The organism is Microbacterium sp. EST19A (assembly GCF_019969685.1).
GTDB lineage: Bacteria > Actinomycetota > Actinomycetes > Actinomycetales > Microbacteriaceae > Microbacterium.
Window position 1 is genome coordinate 1,261,132 of record NZ_JAHXYZ010000001.1, and the last position, 16,955, is coordinate 1,278,086.

At 69.6% G+C, this 16,955-nt stretch carries 17 protein-coding genes; 6 read left to right on the forward strand and 11 right to left on the reverse strand.

What is annotated here, in order from left to right; translation table 11 throughout:
• Window positions 1-7 precede the first annotated feature (7 nt).
• Genes LC452_RS06215 through LC452_RS06235 form a run of 5 tightly spaced genes read right to left on the reverse strand, consistent with a single transcriptional unit; the run spans window position 8 to window position 5,243 of the window.
• Window positions 8-847, reverse strand: a complete 840-nt coding sequence (locus LC452_RS06215) for an ABC transporter ATP-binding protein (protein ID WP_223623305.1) — start codon at window positions 845-847, stop codon at window positions 8-10.
• Window positions 840-1,679 carry an ABC transporter ATP-binding protein gene (locus LC452_RS06220; RefSeq protein WP_223623307.1) on the reverse strand — a complete coding sequence of 280 codons (840 nt, stop codon included), beginning with the start codon at window positions 1,677-1,679 and terminating at the stop codon, window positions 840-842. The genes LC452_RS06215 and LC452_RS06220 overlap by 8 nt, the downstream gene beginning before the upstream one ends.
• Window positions 1,676-2,587, reverse strand: coding sequence for an ABC transporter permease (locus LC452_RS06225; protein WP_223623309.1), 912 nt, complete (start codon window positions 2,585-2,587; stop codon window positions 1,676-1,678). The genes LC452_RS06220 and LC452_RS06225 overlap by 4 nt, the downstream gene beginning before the upstream one ends.
• Window positions 2,584-3,645: an ABC transporter permease gene (locus LC452_RS06230; protein WP_223623311.1), complete on the reverse strand. Its 1,062-nt coding sequence runs from the start codon at window positions 3,643-3,645 to the stop codon at window positions 2,584-2,586. The genes LC452_RS06225 and LC452_RS06230 overlap by 4 nt, the downstream gene beginning before the upstream one ends.
• An 11-nt stretch (window positions 3,646-3,656) precedes the next feature.
• Entirely contained in the window at window positions 3,657-5,243 is a 1,587-nt protein-coding gene (locus LC452_RS06235; protein WP_223623313.1) for an ABC transporter substrate-binding protein, read from the reverse strand.
• 151 nt (window positions 5,244-5,394) lie between these two features.
• Between LC452_RS06235 and LC452_RS06240 the strand changes: the two genes are divergently transcribed.
• On the forward strand, window positions 5,395-5,982 hold the full coding sequence (locus tag LC452_RS06240; RefSeq protein WP_223623315.1) for an Lrp/AsnC family transcriptional regulator: 588 nt from the start codon (window positions 5,395-5,397) through the stop codon (window positions 5,980-5,982).
• Between the two features lie 2 nt (window positions 5,983-5,984).
• Here the strand turns inward: LC452_RS06240 and LC452_RS06245 are convergent, their stop codons facing one another.
• Both LC452_RS06245 and LC452_RS06250 read right to left on the reverse strand, forming a co-directional pair.
• Window positions 5,985-6,341 (reverse strand): hypothetical protein, encoded by a 357-nt coding sequence (locus tag LC452_RS06245; protein ID WP_223623317.1) that lies wholly within the window; start codon window positions 6,339-6,341, stop codon window positions 5,985-5,987.
• Between the two features lie 25 nt (window positions 6,342-6,366).
• Window positions 6,367-7,401: an aldehyde reductase gene (locus tag LC452_RS06250; protein WP_223623319.1), complete on the reverse strand. Its 1,035-nt coding sequence runs from the start codon at window positions 7,399-7,401 to the stop codon at window positions 6,367-6,369.
• A 139-nt stretch (window positions 7,402-7,540) separates the two neighbouring features.
• Between LC452_RS06250 and LC452_RS06255 the strand changes: the two genes are divergently transcribed.
• The gene (locus LC452_RS06255) at window positions 7,541-8,404 is read left to right on the forward strand and encodes a helix-turn-helix domain-containing protein (protein WP_223623321.1); all 864 of its coding nucleotides are present in this window, start codon (window positions 7,541-7,543) and stop codon (window positions 8,402-8,404) included.
• Between the two features lie 27 nt (window positions 8,405-8,431).
• Here the strand turns inward: LC452_RS06255 and LC452_RS06260 are convergent, their stop codons facing one another.
• A complete protein-coding gene (locus LC452_RS06260; protein WP_223623323.1) occupies window positions 8,432-9,445 on the reverse strand; it encodes a hypothetical protein in 1,014 nt (337 codons plus the stop codon).
• Window positions 9,446-9,515: 70 nt separating this feature from the next.
• On the opposite strand from LC452_RS06260, the gene LC452_RS06265 reads away from it, so the two are divergent.
• The gene (locus LC452_RS06265) at window positions 9,516-10,484 is read left to right on the forward strand and encodes a hypothetical protein (RefSeq protein WP_223623324.1); all 969 of its coding nucleotides are present in this window, start codon (window positions 9,516-9,518) and stop codon (window positions 10,482-10,484) included.
• A complete protein-coding gene (locus tag LC452_RS06270; RefSeq protein WP_223623325.1) occupies window positions 10,481-11,602 on the forward strand; it encodes a DUF3137 domain-containing protein in 1,122 nt (373 codons plus the stop codon). Before LC452_RS06265 ends, LC452_RS06270 begins: the two co-directional genes overlap by 4 nt.
• A gap of 285 nt (window positions 11,603-11,887) precedes the next feature.
• Here the strand turns inward: LC452_RS06270 and LC452_RS06275 are convergent, their stop codons facing one another.
• Window positions 11,888-13,183 (reverse strand): glycosyltransferase, encoded by a 1,296-nt coding sequence (locus LC452_RS06275; protein ID WP_223623326.1) that lies wholly within the window; start codon window positions 13,181-13,183, stop codon window positions 11,888-11,890.
• A 65-nt stretch (window positions 13,184-13,248) separates the two neighbouring features.
• Here LC452_RS06275 and LC452_RS06280 point away from each other — a divergent pair, with 65 nt between their 5' ends.
• Window positions 13,249-13,890, forward strand: a complete 642-nt coding sequence (locus tag LC452_RS06280; RefSeq protein WP_223623327.1) for a TetR/AcrR family transcriptional regulator — start codon at window positions 13,249-13,251, stop codon at window positions 13,888-13,890.
• On the opposite strand, the gene LC452_RS06285 is transcribed toward LC452_RS06280, so the two are convergent.
• Entirely contained in the window at window positions 13,874-14,272 is a 399-nt protein-coding gene (locus tag LC452_RS06285) for a DUF779 domain-containing protein (protein WP_223623328.1), read from the reverse strand. The two genes, LC452_RS06280 and LC452_RS06285, sit on opposite strands and share 17 nt — an antisense overlap.
• A 76-nt stretch (window positions 14,273-14,348) precedes the next feature.
• A complete protein-coding gene (locus LC452_RS06290) occupies window positions 14,349-15,899 on the reverse strand; it encodes an aldehyde dehydrogenase family protein (RefSeq protein ID WP_223623329.1) in 1,551 nt (516 codons plus the stop codon).
• A gap of 182 nt (window positions 15,900-16,081) precedes the next feature.
• Here LC452_RS06290 and LC452_RS06295 point away from each other — a divergent pair, with 182 nt between their 5' ends.
• Complete coding sequence (locus tag LC452_RS06295; RefSeq protein WP_223623331.1) at window positions 16,082-16,948, forward strand: alpha/beta fold hydrolase; 867 nt, start codon at window positions 16,082-16,084, stop codon at window positions 16,946-16,948.
• The last annotated feature ends 7 nt before the right edge of the window (window positions 16,949-16,955 follow it).

The window sequence follows — 16,955 nt, forward strand, 5'->3', positions numbered from 1 at the left end:
GTCCGAGCTAGTTCAGGACAGCCGGGATCTCGGCCCACACCTCGCGGTCCGCGACCGTCGGTGCGACCGGGATGCGCCCGGCGCCGTCGGGCTCGGGGATCGCGGCGAGCAGTGCGCGCGTGTACGGATGCTGGGGCGCCGACCAGACCTGATCCGTCGGGCCGGACTCCAGCACGCGGCCGGCGAACATGACGAACGTGCGGTCGGCGATGCGCCGCACCACGGCGAGGTCGTGCGAGATGAACAGCATCCCGGCTCCCGACTCGGCGACGAGGTCGCGCATGAGGGCGGCGACGCTGGTCTGCGTCGACGCGTCGAGCGCGGAGATCGGCTCGTCGGCGACCAGCAGCGACGGTCGGGCGGCGAGGGCGCGCGCGATCGCGATGCGCTGCTTCTGCCCTCCGGAGAACTGGTGCGGGAAGCGCGCGGCGGACTGCGCGGGCAGCCCGACCCGCTCGAGCCACTCCGCGACGGTCGATCCCTCGGCGCCGCGGGCGCGAGCGGTGGCGATGCCGTCGGCGATCTGGTCGCCGATCCGGCGCCGGGGGTTCAGCGACGTCGACGGATCCTGAAAGACCATCTGGATGCCGGTGAGCGCCTTCGCGCGACGACGGATGCCGAGGGGCGACACGGGTGCGTCGCGGAAGAGCACCGTGCCGGCCGCGGTCTTCTCGATGCCGACGACGGCCCTGGCAAGACTGGACTTGCCGCTGCCGGACTCGCCGACGAGCGCCACGGTCTCTCCGGGTGCGACCTGGAGCGACACCCCGTTCACGGCGATCACGGGAGGGTTTCCCGGGTAGCGCACGACCACGTCCTGCGCGTCGAGGACGGCGACGTCACTCATCTGCATCCTCCTCGTCGGCGATCTCGGCGATCTCGGCGATCCGCGAACCGGGAAGCGCTGCGAGCAGCGTCCTCGTGTATTCATGCTGCGGCGAGCGGAACAGCGTCTCGCGGTCGGCGAGCTCGACGACGCGGCCGTCCTTCATGATGGCGACCTCATCGGCGATCGCGCTCATGACGCCGAGGTCGTGCGTGACGAGCAGCACGGCGAGGTTCCGCTCGATCGCGAGGTCACGCAGCAATTGCAGGATGCCGGCCTGCACGGTGACGTCGAGGGCCGTGGTCGGCTCGTCGGCCAGCAGTACCTCGGGGTCGCAGGCCAGGGCGCAGGCGATCGCGATGCGCTGGCGCTGTCCACCGGAGAACTGGTGCGGGTAGCGCGTGAGGGCCTCCGCCGGATTCGGCACCTGGACCGTCTCGAGAAGCTCGACGGCGCGAGCACGGGCGGCTGCACCCCTGAGGCCGAGGTGCACGCGCATGTGGTCGGTGAGCTGGCGGCCGACCGGCAGCTGCGGATGCAGCGACGCGGACGGGTCCTGGAACACCATCGCGATGCGCTTGCCGCGCACACGGTTCAGCGCCCGACGGCCGAGGCCGATGAGCTCCTCCCCCGCGAGCGTGATCGATCCGCCGGTGCGCGCCTGCCGGGGCAGGAGGCCGAGCACGGCGAGCGAGGTCAGCGTCTTGCCCGATCCGGACTCGCCCGCGAGGCCGTGGATGCGTCCGGGGAGCAGCTCGAGCGAGACGCCCCGCACGAGCGGGCGGCCGATGTCGATCGTCAGATCGCGGATGCTGAGCGTCGCATCCCGCGTCGCGACGGTACGGGCGCTCACGCGAGCACCCCCGTCGCCGACGCGTCGTTCTCGGCCTTCTTCTCGTGCACGACCTCTGCGGTCGGGTCGAGCACGTCGCGCATCGCGTCACCGAGGAAGTTGAACGCCAGCACGACGGTCAGGATCGCGAGGCCCGGGAAGACGCCGAGCCACCAGGCGTCGAAGTTCTGCATCGCCCCCGAGATCATCGAGCCCCACTCGGCCGTCGGCGGCTGGGCGCCGAGACCGAGGAAGGAGAGTCCGGAGAGCAGCAGGATCGCCGCGCCGATGTCGAGCGTCGCCAGCACGAGCACGGGTCCGGCGATGTTCGGGAGGATGTCGACGAACAGCGTGCGCAGCGGCGAGTGGCCGAGAAGCCGCCCGGCGATCACGTAGTTCTGCCCGCGCAGGCTGAGAACGATGCTGCGGGTGACACGCGAGTACTGCGGCCACGACACCACGATCGCCGCGATCACGGCGTTGAAGAGCGACGGGCCGAGCGATGCCGCGACGACCATCGCGAGGATCACGGTCGGGAAGGCCATGAACAGGTCGGTGATGCGCATGAGCGTCTCGTCGAGCCATCCGCCGAAGTAGCCGGCGAGCGCGCCGATCACGGTGCCGATGATCATGGCGGCGATCACGAGCATGAGCGCGAGCGGAAGACTCACCGTCGCGCCGGTCATCAGGCGGGAGAAGATGTCGCGGCCGTTGCCGTCGGTGCCGAGCAGGGTGTCGACCCCGGGCGGCTGGAGCCGCGGGAGCACCTGCGCGTTCGGTCCGAAGGGCACCCACCACTGCGCCGTGAAGGCGACGATGATCCAGGCGCCGGCGATGACCGTGCCGATGATGCCGAGCGGCGTGCGCCAGGCGCGCGGCCAGCGGAAGCGGAACCGGCCGGCCGGCGTGGCGGCGGCGATGCGGCTCATGCGATCCTCACTCTCGGGTCGAGGACGCCGTAGAGCAGATCGACGACGAAGTTGATGAGGAGGTAGATGACGCCGACCACGAGACCGACGCCCATGATGCCCGGCAGGTCGAGGTTGGCGGCCGAGTTGTAGGCGTACGTGCCGAGGCCCGGCCAGGCGAACACGGACTCCACGAGCACCGTGCCGGAGAGCAGCGAGCCGAAGGCGACGCCGACGATCGTGAGGATCGGCAGCGACGCACCGCGCAGCACGTAGTCGAGGATGACGCGCATCGCCGGCAGCCCCTTGGCGCGGGCGGCGCGCACGTAGTCGCTGCCCAGCACCTCGAGCACCGAGGTGCGGATGAACCGCGTCAGCAGGCCGATCGTCACGAGCGACAGCACCATGACCGGCAGGGCGAGATGGGCGAGAGCGTCGAAGAAGCCGACGCCGTCGCCGTTGAGCAGGTAGTCGACGGTGTAGAGACCCGTGATGCGCGGCGGCGGCGTGATCGAGGGCGAGATGCGACCGGAGCCGGGCGCGATGCGCAGCTCGAGGAAGAAGACGTAGAAGCTGACGAGCGCCAGCCAGAAGGTCGGCACGCTCAGGCCGACGAGCGTCACCACGCGGATCGCCTGGTCGGTGACGAGTCCACGACGGTAGGCGGCGAGCGTGCCGAGCACGATGCTGACCACGAGGCTCAGGATGATCGCGCCGATCGCGATCTCGATCGTCGCAGGCACGGCGGTGGCGAGGTCGCTGGTGACCGCGCGACCGGTCACCAGCGACGTGCCGAGGTTCCCGCGGAGCAGGTTCCCCATGTAGATGAAGTACTGGACGAACAGCGGCTGGTCGAGACCCTGCGCGCGGATGAACGCCTCGCGGGTCTCGGGGTTCTGCGAGGCGCCCTCACCGAGCGCCGCCGAGACCGGGTCACCCGGCACCAGGTTGGTGAGCGCGAACGTGACGATCGTCACGCCCACCAACAGGAGCAGGGAGGTGCCGGCCCGCCGCAGCAGGTACCCGAACAGAGGCGATCTGCGCCGCTGCGCCTGCCTCTGCACCGCCACCGTCGTCATAGGGAGGCCGCTCAGCCGGCCGGCGTGATCTCGGCGATGTCCATCTCCCACACGGAGTTGTACACGGCGCCGTCGACGTCACCCGCGGTCGCGATGTTGCGACCCGGCACGATCAGCGGGACGAACGGACCCTCGGCCTGCATCGCCTCGGCGAACGAGGTGAAGGCGTCGGCGCGCACGGCCTCGTCGGTCGCGCTGGCAGCACCCGCGGCGATCCCGGCGATCTCCGGGTTGGCCTCGGCGGCCCAGCCGGCGCGGAGGCCGACCTTCAGACCGGGGGCGAAGGGCAGGAAGTTCGCGGAGTCCGCGTAGTCCGGGCCCCAGAACCACAGGCCGAAGCCCTCGGTGCCGTTGACGTAGGCGTCGAGCTCGGTGGCGAACGGCGCCGGGGCGAGTTCGACCGTGATGCCGGCCTCCTCGAGCTGCGCCTGGATGCGCTCGGCGAGCGGGGTGAACTCCACGCCGCCGACCGGGTAGTCGTTCGGGAACTGCAGCTTCAGGGTCTGACCCGTGTAGCCGGCCTCGGCGAGAGCGGCCTTGGCCTTCTCGAGATCCTGCTCCACACCGGTGTCGAGGGCGCCCTCGAATCCGGGCGGGATGACGCCGGTCGCCTGGACCGCGCCGGCTCCCGCGAGCTCGAGCAGCGCGTCGTAGTCGAGGGAGTAGCGGATCGCCTCGGCGATCTTCACGTTCGCGAGCTCGCCGGCGACGGCATCCGACTGGTTGAGCAGCAGGAAGATCGTCTGGCCGGACGGGACCGACTCGACCTTGAGGTCGTCGCCGAGACCGGCGACCTGGTCGCCGTTGAGGTCCATCGAGACCATGGAGTCGCCGCCCTTGAGGTTGGCGAGCTGCGTGGCGCTCTCCGAGACGTTGCGCACGACGACGCGCGAGTAGGCCGACTCCTCGTCGCCGTTGTACTCGTCGTTCTTCGTCAACACGACCTGCGAGCTGAGGTCGAGGGTGTCGAGCACGAACGGGCCGGAGCCTGCGGACTCGCCGTCGAGGAACCCCTGCGCGGTGTCGGTGCCGTCGGTGGTGCCGCCGTTCTCGATCACGACGTCGGAGTTGACGATGCCGAGCGCCGGGTTCGCGAGGATCGCCGGCAGCTGCAGCAGCGGGGTCTCGGAGACGAACGAGATCGTCTTGTCGTCGACCTCGGTGATCGTGAGGCCGCCGAGGAGGAAGTTCGGCTTGGCCTCGGTCATGCCCTGGATGCGCTGCAGGGTGAAGACGACGTCCTTCGCCTCGATCGGCGTGCCGTCGGAAAAGACGCGGTCGCCCTCAAGCGTGAAGGTGAACTCGGTCGCGGCCTCGTTCTGCTCCCAGGACGCGAGGCCCGGGACCGGAGTCGAGACGTCGGAGCCCTCGAAGTCGACGAGCGTCTCGTACAGGGCCTTCGCGATCATGTTTCCGGTCGGGTCGTAGGTGTGACCCGGGTCGGTCGTCTCGATCGAGAACGCGGTGTCGATGACCAGCGAGTCCGAGCCCGAGGACTGGTCGCCGTTGTTGGCGGAGTTGCCTCCGGAGCAACCGGCGAGCGCGAGGAGCGCGACCGCTCCGATCGCGATGACTGACGTGCTGCGACGTGACGACATGAGAGCCTCCAGAGGCGAGGAGTACATTCGGGTACGGCCGGATCCGAAGTGGACGACCGGTGATCAGATTCGCATCATATGCGACGATGTGTCCAGCGACAGTGCGTCACACCGGCACGCTCTGTCCAGAACCTCGGATGTCAGGAGCAATATGTCCAGCAAGGAAGCGGAACAGTCGCGGCATACTGGACGAACTGCTGCCCCTCTGGACGACATCGCGTACAGAATCCTCGATGTGCTCCGCGATAACGGTCGTGTCTCGATCGCCGCTCTCGCCGACAAGGTGGGCATCTCGAGGGCGAATGCGTACACGCGTGTCGAGTCGCTCGTGCACGACGGCGTCATCACGGGGTTCAGCGCGAGGGTCGATCAGGCCAAGGCCGGTCTCTCGATCGGCGCACTCGTCTTCGTGACGGTGCTGCCGCAGGCCTGGGCGTCGTTCCGCGAGCGCGTGCTCGAGATGCCCGACGTCGAGTGGTGCGCGATCACCACCGGCGAGCACGACGCGATGCTGCTGATCCGCGCGGTCGACGTGAGCGGCGTGCACGAGTTCTCGACCGGCGTGATCGCCCAGCTGCCCGAGGTGCGGACGGTCGTCAGCGTCGTGGTGCTCGACGAGGTGATCCGCCGGCCGTACCTGCTCCCCGCGGATCTGCCCGAGCGCAGCCTGGAGGTTCCGCTCGGCATGACGCGCTGGACGCCGGCATCGCCGGGTCGCGATACGCTGCCGCCGCGCTGACCTCAGTCCGCGATCTCCTCGCACACGCTGAGCTGCGGGAGGCCGTGCATCTCGTAGTGCTCGACCAGGCGGATGCGGCCGTCGTCGGTGAGTTCCAGCTCGCTCTCGCCGTCTCCGGTCACGACGGTTCCGTCGGCCACGAGGACATGGACGAACGACACCCAGATCGTGTCGCCGGTACGGGTGCCGACGAACTTGCCGAACGTGACCGTGTCGCCCTCGTATCCGCCCCAGATCGCGCCGTCGCGCTCGAAGTACTCGAACACGCTCGGTGAATCGGGGTGCACCGCCGACGTCGTGGACGACACCATCCGGAATCGGCGGCCGTCGAGGGAGGGGATCGTCGTCGTGGCAGTCACCCCTCGATTATGGGGGATGCCGCCGTCACTCCGTGATGAGCCCCTTGGCGACCATGCTCTGCGCCGCCGCCGCGATCGCCTCGTGCGGGTCGCGGGACGACCACCCCAGCACATGGCGGGCCTTCTCGCTCGACAGCTGCTTGCGGTACCCGAGGTCGGCCGCGGTCGCGCGGAGCGCCGGGTTCGACTCCGCCGCGGCCCGCACCTCGGCATCCGGAATCGTGCGCGTCGGCACACGGCTCGCCGCCGACCCGACGGCGGTGCGGATGGTCCGCGCGATCTCACCGAGCTCGATCACCGGCCCGCTCGACAGCAGGAAGCGCTGTCCGGCGGCATCCGGATCCGTCATCGCGAGGATGTGCGCGGCGGCGACGTCGCGCACATCGACGATCGGGATGAAGATGCGGGGCAGTCCCGGCATCGCTCCGCCGAGCATCGACTGGACGATGTGGTTCGACCCCGAGACGGCGCTCCCCATGACGGGTCCCATGACCGCGACCGGCAGCATCGTGACGAGCTCGAGCCCCTGCCCCTCGTCGGCGACGAACTCCCATGCGGCGCGCTCCGCGAGGGTCTTGCTCTTGCCGTACGCATCGACTCCCGGGCCGTCGAGCACCGTCCAGTCCTCCTCCGTGAACACGTGGTCGTCGTGCGGGTGTCCCCAGCTCACAGCGTGGAAGGCCGAGGTGAGCACGACCCGCTTCACGCCGCCGTCGCGTGCCGCGCGCAGCACCCGCAGAGCGCCCTCGCGGGCCGGGATGATCAGGTCGTCCTCGTTGTCGACGTGTCCGGGCTGCACGGGCGACGCGACATGGAGCACGTGGTCGACGTCGGCGACGGCATCCGTCCATCCGGCATCGCTCGTGAGATCCGCCGCGACGAACTCCAGGTTCTCGCCGCCGACCATGCCGGCATCGCGCAGCACGTCGCGCACCGCCCCTTCGCGATCGAGCGAGCGGATGGTGGTGCGCACCAGGTGCCCCTCGGCGAGGAGCTGCACGATGATGTGACCGGCGATGAAGCCGGAGCCTCCGGTGACGAGGACGCGATTGTGAGACATGGGTGTCGTTCCTTCCGACGGGCGGGTGCGCTCCGTCGTGAACGAGTCTGCGCGGCCGCCGTCGTGCCAGCCAGCGCCCCGGCGTTCCTGGGGGCGACAGGACCAGGAAGCGCGATCGGTCCCGGCGTATCGTGAGGGCATGACCGCGGACGCCAACCTGCTGGGCGAGTACCTGCGCGCCCGGCGCGAGCTCGTCAGCCCCGACCAGGTGGGCATCCCCGTGTTGGGTGTGCGCAGGGTCGCAGGACTGCGCCGCGAGGAGGTCGCGATGCTCTCCGGGATCAGCGCCGACTACTACCTCCGGCTCGAGCAGGGTCGCGACCGGCATCCGTCGACCCAGGTGCTGACGTCGATCGCCCGCGTGCTGCAACTCGACGAACGGGCGACAGCGCACCTGCTCGGCCTGGCGACCGAACGACCCCGCCGCGCGCCGCGCCCGCGCAGGGAGACGGTGCCGATCGGGGTCTCCAAGCTCGTGGCATCCGTCCCGTTCCCGGCATTCGTCGAGGGCCGGTACTTCGACGTGCTCGCCGCGAACGGCCTCGCCGCCGCGATCTCCCCGCGGTGGGCCGTCGGCGGCAATCGCCTGCGCGACGTGTTCCTCGACCCGGACGAGCGCGATCTCTTCCCGCACTGGGAGCTCGCGGCGCAGGGGCTCGTCGCCGGTTTCCGGCAGTCGATCGGCGCCGACACCGACGATCCCCGCGTCCGGGAGCTCGTCGGAGAGCTCTCGCTCGCCAGCGAGCATTTCGCACGCCTCTGGGCCCGCCACGACATCGCCGAGCGCAAGGGCGTCGAGATGACGTTCGATCACCCGCAGGTCGGCGAGCTGCGCCTCAACCGCGAGAAGCTCGCGATCGGCGGGACCGAGGGGCAGATGCTCGTGATCTACCATCCGGATGCCGGGACGGATGCCGCGGAGAAGCTCGCACTCCTCGCATCCATGCACGTCGAGTCGAACGGCGTCGGTCCCGAGGCCCGCCTCCCGGTCGACCGCGGCTGATCGTGCCGGCGACAGCCGGTTCCGCGGTCACTCGAGATCGAGCGAGAGCAGTCCGGGGAAGTGCGCGGTCTGCGCGCGCACGGCGAGCAGGAGATCGGTGTAGTCGGGGGTGATCGTGACGCGTGTCGACGCGAGGAGGTGCGTGGTGCGCTTCCCGCCCGCGCGCTCGAAGCGGATCCGGCGGACCGGGTAGGCGGGCGGCGTCATCCAGATGCGGGTGAGCTGCGCGTACGGCTGGTCGACGTCGTCGAGACGGATGCCGTGCGTGCTCACCGTCACCTGCGCCGGGATCGTGCGCACGAGGCGCCACCGCTGCACGGCGCCGATCAGGAGGCCGATCCCGGCGATCGCGGTCATGGGGACGATCAGCACGAGAGCGGAGAGCTCGCTGTCGAGGAACCCCGGCACGGCCGCCAGGAGGCCGAAGGCCAGGGTCACCGCGAAGAGCACGACCGCGGCGATCGTGAGGCGCGAGGCGAACCGGCGCTCACCGGTGGCGTCGACGGTGAACGACGACGGCAGGTGCGCCCGTGCTCGTGCAGCCTCCACGGGGTCGGCGACCGGCGGCGGTGCGATCGGGTTCAGCTGCGCCATCAGCTCGTTGAACGTCGTCCGCGTGAACCCGGGCAGCTCGATCGTGACCTCGCGGTCGCCGCTGTACACGACCAGCGCTCGAGTGGTGCCGCTGGGCAGTCCGTTGGTGCGGTGCTCGGTGATCCTCGACCGGAACGCCGTCGTCGCGCGAGGGAACGTCTCCCTGGCACCCGCTCGTCCGATCTCCACATCGTCCGGACGGACCACCACCCGGATGTTCCGGAACCAGAACGCCCCGACGAACACCGCGATGGTCAGCCCGATCGCCACGACGAGCACGACGCTCCCGCGGGTCGAGATGTTCATGGTCCGTGGCAGGAACTGGGGCAGGATGAACAGCGCCGCCGCCGACAAGGCGGCGGCGAGGACGAGAGCGCCGACGAAGACGCGCAGCGGATGCCGGCGGAAGACGCGCTCGCCGGGACCGACCTGAACCTGATTCACCATGAGACGTCTCCCCCGAGACCCTGGACTCTCTTCCGCACGCCTCATACCGTATCGCCGGTAGCGTGGTCGCATGCAGTGGATCGCAGACACGAGTTCCGGCGCGTGGCTCGGCGAGCGCCTCGACGGCACCCCCTCGACGATGCACGGGGTCGTTCCGCACGGCTTCCCCGCCTACGCCCGGATCTTCCATCCGGCCATCGTCCGATCGCTGCCCGACCGGCCCGTGCCGACGCCGGCCGAGTGGGAGCGGATGCCGGAGGCGGAGCAGCAGCGCCTCCTCGCGCAGTTCGTCGACGCCCCCACGACCTGGGCCGAGACCGCCGCGGCCTTCGGCACCACGATGCATCCGTTCGCGCAGTGGAACCGGATCGTCCGCACTCCTGCTGACGGCGACTGGCGCACCCGCATCTCGCCCGATGGTCGCGAGTTCACCGCGCCGATCGAGGGCGAGCTCGGCGCGCGGCTGCTCTCGGCGATCGCCGCGCATCTCGTCGCCCACACGAGCACCCCCGAGGCCGGATTCGCGGCTGTCTGGGAGGGGTACGGTGGCCTGCTCGGCTTCTTCGGCCAGACGCCGTCCCGGGCGTTCCTCACCGCCACCGACGATCCGAACCATCAGGCGATGCTCGACCGCAGCACGCACGATCCGTTCAACAACGTCTTCCGCAAGCCCACCTGGCAGGAGGGTATCCTCTCGCGGGAGATCTCCGAGGGTCCGCGTCTCTCGCTGCCCGACCGCGACCATGTGCTGTTCTCCGCGGCGCCACGGGTCTTCGCCGACCCCGAATGGGTGCTGCACGTGCCGTGGCGGGACCGGCCCGCGGAGGAGCACGGCTTCCCGCCGGCGGCTCTGAGCCCCAGCATCCTCTGGCCGGAGGATCGCTCCTGGGTGATGGTGTCGGAGATCGACTTCGACTCGACGATCGTGGCGGGACCGGAAGCCCTCATCCGCGACATCTGCGCCGACGACCGTCTCGAGGCCCTGCAGATCCCGGAGGGCACCGACCTGACCTGGGACGCCGATCTGGTGAACCGATGACGGCGCCCGGGCCCGCGCCGATCACCTTCGACGCCCGGCCGCTGACCGACCCCGTCGACGCGGCGGCGGTGCGGGCATTCGCGGCCGAGTTGCGCGCACGGCAGGCGACCACCGTCGCGGCCTCGACGATCATCGGCATCGTCGTCGTGATCGTCGCCGGGCTCATCATGGTCCCGTTCTTCGTGACGATCATCCTCAGTCTGGCGTCGGCGAGCGGCTCTCCGGGCATCGCCGTCATCCCGCTGGTGCTGATCGGGCTGGTCGTGGTCGCGGTGGTGATGATGATCTGGCTCGGGGTGCGCAACGCGCAGGCGGTCCGCTACCGGCTCAACCTCTTCGCCCAGGCGAACGGCATGTCCTACGAGGCGAAGGTCGCCGATCCGCCGCTCCCCGGCATGATCTTCAGCCTGGGCCGCGCACGCCAGTCGACCGATCTGATCCGCGGCACCCGGCCGCGTTTCGTGGAGTTCGGCAACTACCAGTACACGGTGCAGTCCGGGAAGAGCTCGACGACCTATCGCTGGGGCTACGTGGCCGTGAAGCTCGACGTGCCGCTGCCGAACATCGTGCTCGACGCGAAAGGCAACAACGGCTTCGGCTCGAACCTGCCGGCGTCGTTCGAGAAGGAGCAGCGCCTCTCCCTCGAGGGCGACTTCGACCAGTACTTCACCCTGTACTGCCCGACCGGCTACGAGCGCGACGCGCTGTATCTCTTCACCCCCGACATCATGGCGCGGTTCATCGACAACGCCGCCCAGCTCGACGTCGAGATCGTCGACGACTGGCTGTTCCTGTACACGCAGCGCAAGGTGTCGACGCTGGATCCTGCGACCTGGGCATGGCTCTTCGGCGCGGTGGGCGCGCTGCTGACCAAGTTCGATCAGTGGGCGCGGTGGCGTGACGAGCGCCTGCTCGCCGAGAACGCGGATGCCGTGGGCACGGCATCCGTCGCTCCGGCGATGAGCGCGCAGCTGCCGTTCGCTCCACCCGTCGGGCTGCTCACTCCCCCGCCGGGTGTGGCACCGCAGGGACGCCGCCTGCGGCGGAGGGCGACATGGCTGCCGATCCTGGTCGTGATCGGCTTCGTCGTGTTCTGGATCTGGAGCCGGCTGAACTGAGCCTGCGTGCCGTCGAGGCCGCTCACGGATCCGCGCGCAGAGGCGGAGAGAGTGTGGGGGTGGGTGTCGGCTGGGGACCGAACTCCCACCCCATCCCCCCTCGGGATCGAAAGAAGATCGACTCTCCCTCCGCAGGACGGCTTGCGCCGTCCGCGCCCGCGGTCAGCTGGGGACTGACGCTGCTCGGCGCATACGTGAATGGTATACCGGAGCACGTTGCAAGCGGTTGCGTCCATGCACCGGAATGCGCTTCCTCCCGAGCCGCCTCATCGATGCGGTTTCGAGTCAGGACAGCGCCCAGCGCGACGCGAGCTCGTCGAGCACGCCGTCGAGGGCGCTCCAGGCGTCTGACTCCCGCATCGCCGCGCCGATCCGCTCGGCGTGGGTGCGATACGCGGAGTCGGCCAGCACGCGCTCGACGGCCCGCCCCACCTGCGTCGGAGCGACGGTCGTGGCGCGCAGGTTGATGCCGACACCCGACCATCCGATCCGGGCCGCGACCTCGACCTTGTCCTCGGTCTGCCCGGCGACGACGATCGGCACGCCGTGGGCCAGCGCCTGCTGCACGCCGCCGTATCCGCCGTTGGTCACGAGCACGTCGACGAGCGGCAGCAGCCGGTCGTACGGCAGGTACTCGGCGACCCGCACGTTCGGCGGCAGATCGGCGGGCAGGGTGTCGACCGGCCGGCCGCCGGTCGACACGACGACAAGGCTGCCGGAGGCGGCGAGCGCGGTGATCGTCGGCTCCACGAGCTGACCGAAGTCGGAGTTGGCGATGGTGCCCTGGGTCACGTGGATCACGGGCCGCGTGCCGTCGAGGTCGGCCCACCAGTCGGGCAGCGCGACCGTGGAGGCCGGCGCGGGGAGCGGCCCGGCGAAGTGCACGGTCTCCGGAAGATCGGACCGCGGGTACTCGAACTCCGGGACCGTGAACTGCACGTAGGCGTCGGCACGGCCGGCCCAGTCGAGCACGAAGCCGCCGAGGTCGCGGCCCGTCTCCCGACGCGCCATCTCGTCTGCCTCGCGCTGGATGCCACCGAAGATGGCCCGTTCCGCGACAGTGCGCAGCATCGCGTTGCGCAGTCGACCGATCGGACCGGGCATCGGCGTCACTCCGAGACCGAACGGCGCCGCATCCTTGCTCCGCGCGCCGAGCGGGAAGATGCCCAGCACGACGACGGGCGGACGCTCGTGCTCCGGGAGCAGCTGCAGCAGTGCGCCTCCCACGAACAGCGGCTCGGTCAGCACGGCGTCGATCCGCCGTTCCGCGAGCTCCGCGCGCACGGCGGCGAGCTGAGCGGCGCCGGGTCGAACGAACAGGTTGCTCATGTCGAAACGCAGGGCCGCCGGACCGGTCAGTCCGACACGCTCGGGGAACGCCCCGTCCGCGTCGTCGAGGTCGACGTCGGCCTCCTCCGGCAGCGGGATGAAGCGCGCACCGGTGGCGACGACGCGGTCGGCGTAGCGGATGCTGGTGAGAAAGCTCACCTCGTGGCCGCGGGACAGGAGGTGGCGGGCGATCTGCAGCAGCGGCATGACGTGACCGTGGGCCGGCGTACAGGTGATGAGATAACTGGACATGGCGGTTTCTTTCCCCAAAGATTGAATGTACCGTTGAAGTATTCATCACCCTCTGAGGAAAGTCAATGCCTGAATCCGTCCCGCGCGCCTACCGATCCGAACTGAGGGCGCGTCAGGCGCAGGAGACCAGGGCCAGGATCATCACGGCATCCGCCCACCTGTTCGCGTCGCAGGGCTATCAGGCGACCACGATCGCGGCCATCGCCCGCGAGGCCGGCGTCTCGGCGGAGACCGTGAAGACGACGGCATCGAAGGCCGAGCTCCTGATCGCGGCGTTCGAGGTCACGTTCTCCGGGTCGGAGGCCGCGGAGACCCTCACCGACACCGAGGTCGCGGCCGGGGTGCTCGACCTGCCGGATGCCGCGTTCCTCGATGCCGTGCTCACGCAGATCACCACCGCGAACGCCCGGGGACATGCGCTCTGGACGGTGCTGCTCGGGGCCGCCCTCTCGGATCCCGTCGTGGCCGAGGCACTCCGCGGGATCCTCGAGCGGCGCCGCGCCGATCTGCACCGCCTCGTCGACGAAGCGCTCCGACGCGGCATCGCGCGCGATCTGCCCGACCCGGGTGCCGCCGCCGACGCGATCTCGTTCCTGATCTCACCCGAGAGCTACCAGCAGCTCGTCGCCCAGTCCGGCTGGACGCCCGAGCGCTACGCCGTGTGGCTGCGGGCGGCTGTCGTCGCTGAGCTCACTCCGCGCGGCTGAGCCCGAAGTACTCCAGCTCCGCGTCGTTCAGCATCCGCGACCGGATGAGGAACCGCATGCCGGTCGGGCCCTCGACGCTGAAACCGGCACCACGGCCCGGGACGACGTCGACGGTCAGGTGCGTGTACTTCCAGTACTCGAACTGCGACTCGGACATGTAGATCTCGACCGGCTGCTCGAGCCCCACATCGAGGTTGCCGAGCAGCACGTCGCCCGGGCCCGTGATGAACATGCCGATCGGATAGCACATGGGTGACGAACCGTCACAGCATCCGCCGGATTGGTGGAACATGAGCGGGCCGTGCTGCACCGTGAGATCACGGACGAGGGATGCCGCGGCATCCGTCACGTCCACCCGCTGGTAGGTGCCGATGGTGACCATGTCCTGCCTTTCGCTGCTGTCCGCCGAGCGAGCGAGGCGAGAAGAAACGCCCCGCTCGCTCGACGACCGATCGAACTCAGAAGAAGCCCATCGGTCCTTCCGCGTACGACACGAGGAGGTTCTTCGTCTGCTGGTAGTGGTCGAGCATCATCTTGTGGTTCTCGCGACCGACACCCGACTGCTTGTATCCGCCGAACGCGGCGTGAGCCGGGTACTGGTGGTACGTGTTCGTCCAGACGCGACCCGCCTCGATCGCGCGACCGGCGCGGTACGCGGTGTCGCCGCTGCGGCTCCAGACCCCGGCGCCCAAGCCGTAGAGGGTGTCGTTCGCGATCGAGATCGCGTCGTCGAAGCCGTCGAACGAGGTGACCGACAGCACGGGTCCGAAGATCTCCTCCTGGAAGATGCGCATGTCGTTCGTGCCCTCGAACACGGTCGGCTCGACGTAGTAGCCCTCGCTGAGGTCTCCGCCGAGATCAACACGTTCGCCACCGACGAGCAGCTTCGCGCCGCCCTGCTTTCCGATGTCGATGTAGCTGAGGATCTTCTCCAGCTGGTCGTTCGACGCCTGCGCGCCGATCATCGTGGCGGGATCGAGCGGGTTGCCCTGCACGACCTTCTTGACGCGCTCCAGGCCGTCGGCGAGGAAGCCGTCGTAGATGGAGCGCTGGATCAGCGCGCGCGACGGGCAGGTGCAGACCTCGCCCTGGTTCAGCGCGAACATCGTGAAGCCCTCGAGAGCCTTGTCGTAGAACGGGTCGGCGGTGTCGCGGGCGACGTCCTCGAAGAACACGTTGGGGCTCTTGCCTCCGAGCTCGAGCGTCACCGGGATGAGGTTCTGCGACGCGTACTGCATGATCAGGCGTCCGGTGGTGGTCTCACCCGTGAAGGCGACCTTGCGGATGCGCTTGTGCTGCGCGAGCGGAGCGCCCGCCTCGATGCCGAAGCCGTTGACGATGTTCACGACTCCGGCCGGCAGCAGGTCGCCGATGATGTCGAACAGGAACAGCAGCGATGCCGGGGTCTGCTCGGCCGGCTTGATGACGACGCAGTTGCCCGCGGCGAGCGCGGGTGCGAGCTTCCACACCGCCATGAGGATCGGGAAGTTCCACGGGATGATCTGGCCGACCACACCGAGGGGCTCGTGGAAGTGGTAGGCGACGGTGTTCTCGTCGAGCTGGCTGATGCCGCCCTCCTGTGCCCGGAGGACTCCGGCGAAGTAGCGGAAGTGATCGACCGCGAGCGGGATGTCGGCGGCGAGGGTCTCGCGCACCGGCTTGCCGTTCTCCCACGTCTCGGCGACGGCGATGATCTCGAGGTTCTGCTCGATGCGATCGGCGATCCTGTTGAGGATGACGGAGCGCTCCGCCGGACTCGTCTTGCCCCAGCTCGCGAACGCCTTCCAGGCGACGTCGACCGCGCGGTCGATGTCTTCACTCGTGCCGCGGCCGACCTCGGTGAACGGCTTGCCGTTGACCGGGCTGACGTTCTCGAAGTACTGGCCCTTGACCGGGTCGACGAACTCGCCGCCGATGTAGTGGCCGTAACGGGCGCGGTAGTTCGCAAGGGCGCCGGGCTGGCCAGGGGCCGCGTAGGCAGTGGACACGTCTTCTTCGACGATGGTCATCGTGACTCCTTCGACGGGCCGCGGCGTCGGTGCTCTGCGGCTTTCCCTGAACGTACGTCGGGCGACGTTGCACCCGGGTGCGCAACGTTGCGAGGGGTTGCAGAGGATCGATCGGGGTCTGGTGCATCGCTGCCGCCCGGCATAGCATCCAGGCATATCGCCCGCGATGGAGGAGGCCGTCCATGCCCCAGCACACGCTCGAACTGCCGGATGTCGACCTCGTCTACGACGTCCACGGGCCGCTGCCGACGGCGGACGGTCGTCCTCCGCTGCTCATGATCGGCCAGCCGATGGATGCCAGCGGGTTCCGCGACCAGGTGCGGCTGTTCGAGGATCGGACCGTGATCACCTACGACCCGCGGGGCCTGGGCCGCAGCATCCGCAAAGACGGCGGAGTGACGAACGAGCCGCAGACGCAGGCGGAAGACCTCCACGCCCTCATCGAGGCGCTCGGCGCCGGGCCGGTGGATCTGTTCGGCAGCAGCGGTGGAGCGGTGACGGCGCTCGCGCTGGTCACCGCGCATCCGCACGACGTGGTCACCGTGGTCGCCCACGAGCCGCCGATCGACAGCGTGCTGCCCGATGCCGAAGCCGTGCAGCGCGCCCGCGCGGCCTACACGCAGGTTTACCAGGACAAGGGCTGGGGCGCCGGGATGGCGGCCTTCATCGGCATGACCGCGTGGGAGGGGGAGGTGACGGACGAGTACTTCGCCCAGCCGGCGCCCGACCCCGCGGCGTTCGGGATGCCGACCGACGACGACGGCACGAGGGACGACCCGCTGCTGTCCGACCGGTCGTGGGCGGTCTGCCTCTACGAGCCGGACCTCGAAGCGCTGAAGGCCTCTCCCACCCGGGTCGCCGTCGCCGTCGGCGAGGAGTCGCTGCGGGTCTACACCGGTCGCACCGCGATCGCCCTCGCGGAGCAGCTCGGCCAGGAGGCGACGGTCTTCCCCAGTCACCACGGCGGCTTCATGGGCGGCGAGTTCGGCTATGTCGGCCAGCCCGAGGCCTTCGCCGCGAAGCTCCGCCAAGTGCTCGACGAGGAGTGAGCCGCGT

Excerpts from the sequence above, each read along its gene's own strand:
- LC452_RS06215 (WP_223623305.1), bottom strand. The coding sequence starts at position 847 with ATGAGTGACGTCGCCGTCCTCGACGCGCAGGACGTGGTCGTGCGCTAC.
- LC452_RS06225 (WP_223623309.1), bottom strand. The coding sequence starts at position 2,587 with ATGAGCCGCATCGCCGCCGCCACGCCGGCCGGCCGGTTCCGCTTCCGC.
- LC452_RS06230 (WP_223623311.1), bottom strand. The coding sequence starts at position 3,645 with ATGACGACGGTGGCGGTGCAGAGGCAGGCGCAGCGGCGCAGATCGCCT.
- LC452_RS06235 (WP_223623313.1), bottom strand. The coding sequence starts at position 5,243 with ATGTCGTCACGTCGCAGCACGTCAGTCATCGCGATCGGAGCGGTCGCG.
- LC452_RS06240 (WP_223623315.1), top strand. The coding sequence starts at position 5,395 with ATGTCCAGCAAGGAAGCGGAACAGTCGCGGCATACTGGACGAACTGCT.
- LC452_RS06250 (WP_223623319.1), bottom strand. The coding sequence starts at position 7,401 with ATGTCTCACAATCGCGTCCTCGTCACCGGAGGCTCCGGCTTCATCGCC.
- LC452_RS06255 (WP_223623321.1), top strand. The coding sequence starts at position 7,541 with ATGACCGCGGACGCCAACCTGCTGGGCGAGTACCTGCGCGCCCGGCGC.
- LC452_RS06260 (WP_223623323.1), bottom strand. The coding sequence starts at position 9,445 with ATGGTGAATCAGGTTCAGGTCGGTCCCGGCGAGCGCGTCTTCCGCCGG.
- LC452_RS06265 (WP_223623324.1), top strand. The coding sequence starts at position 9,516 with ATGCAGTGGATCGCAGACACGAGTTCCGGCGCGTGGCTCGGCGAGCGC.
- LC452_RS06270 (WP_223623325.1), top strand. The coding sequence starts at position 10,481 with ATGACGGCGCCCGGGCCCGCGCCGATCACCTTCGACGCCCGGCCGCTG.
- LC452_RS06275 (WP_223623326.1), bottom strand. The coding sequence starts at position 13,183 with ATGTCCAGTTATCTCATCACCTGTACGCCGGCCCACGGTCACGTCATG.
- LC452_RS06280 (WP_223623327.1), top strand. The coding sequence starts at position 13,249 with ATGCCTGAATCCGTCCCGCGCGCCTACCGATCCGAACTGAGGGCGCGT.
- LC452_RS06285 (WP_223623328.1), bottom strand. The coding sequence starts at position 14,272 with ATGGTCACCATCGGCACCTACCAGCGGGTGGACGTGACGGATGCCGCG.
- LC452_RS06290 (WP_223623329.1), bottom strand. The coding sequence starts at position 15,899 with ATGACCATCGTCGAAGAAGACGTGTCCACTGCCTACGCGGCCCCTGGC.
- LC452_RS06295 (WP_223623331.1), top strand. The coding sequence starts at position 16,082 with ATGCCCCAGCACACGCTCGAACTGCCGGATGTCGACCTCGTCTACGAC.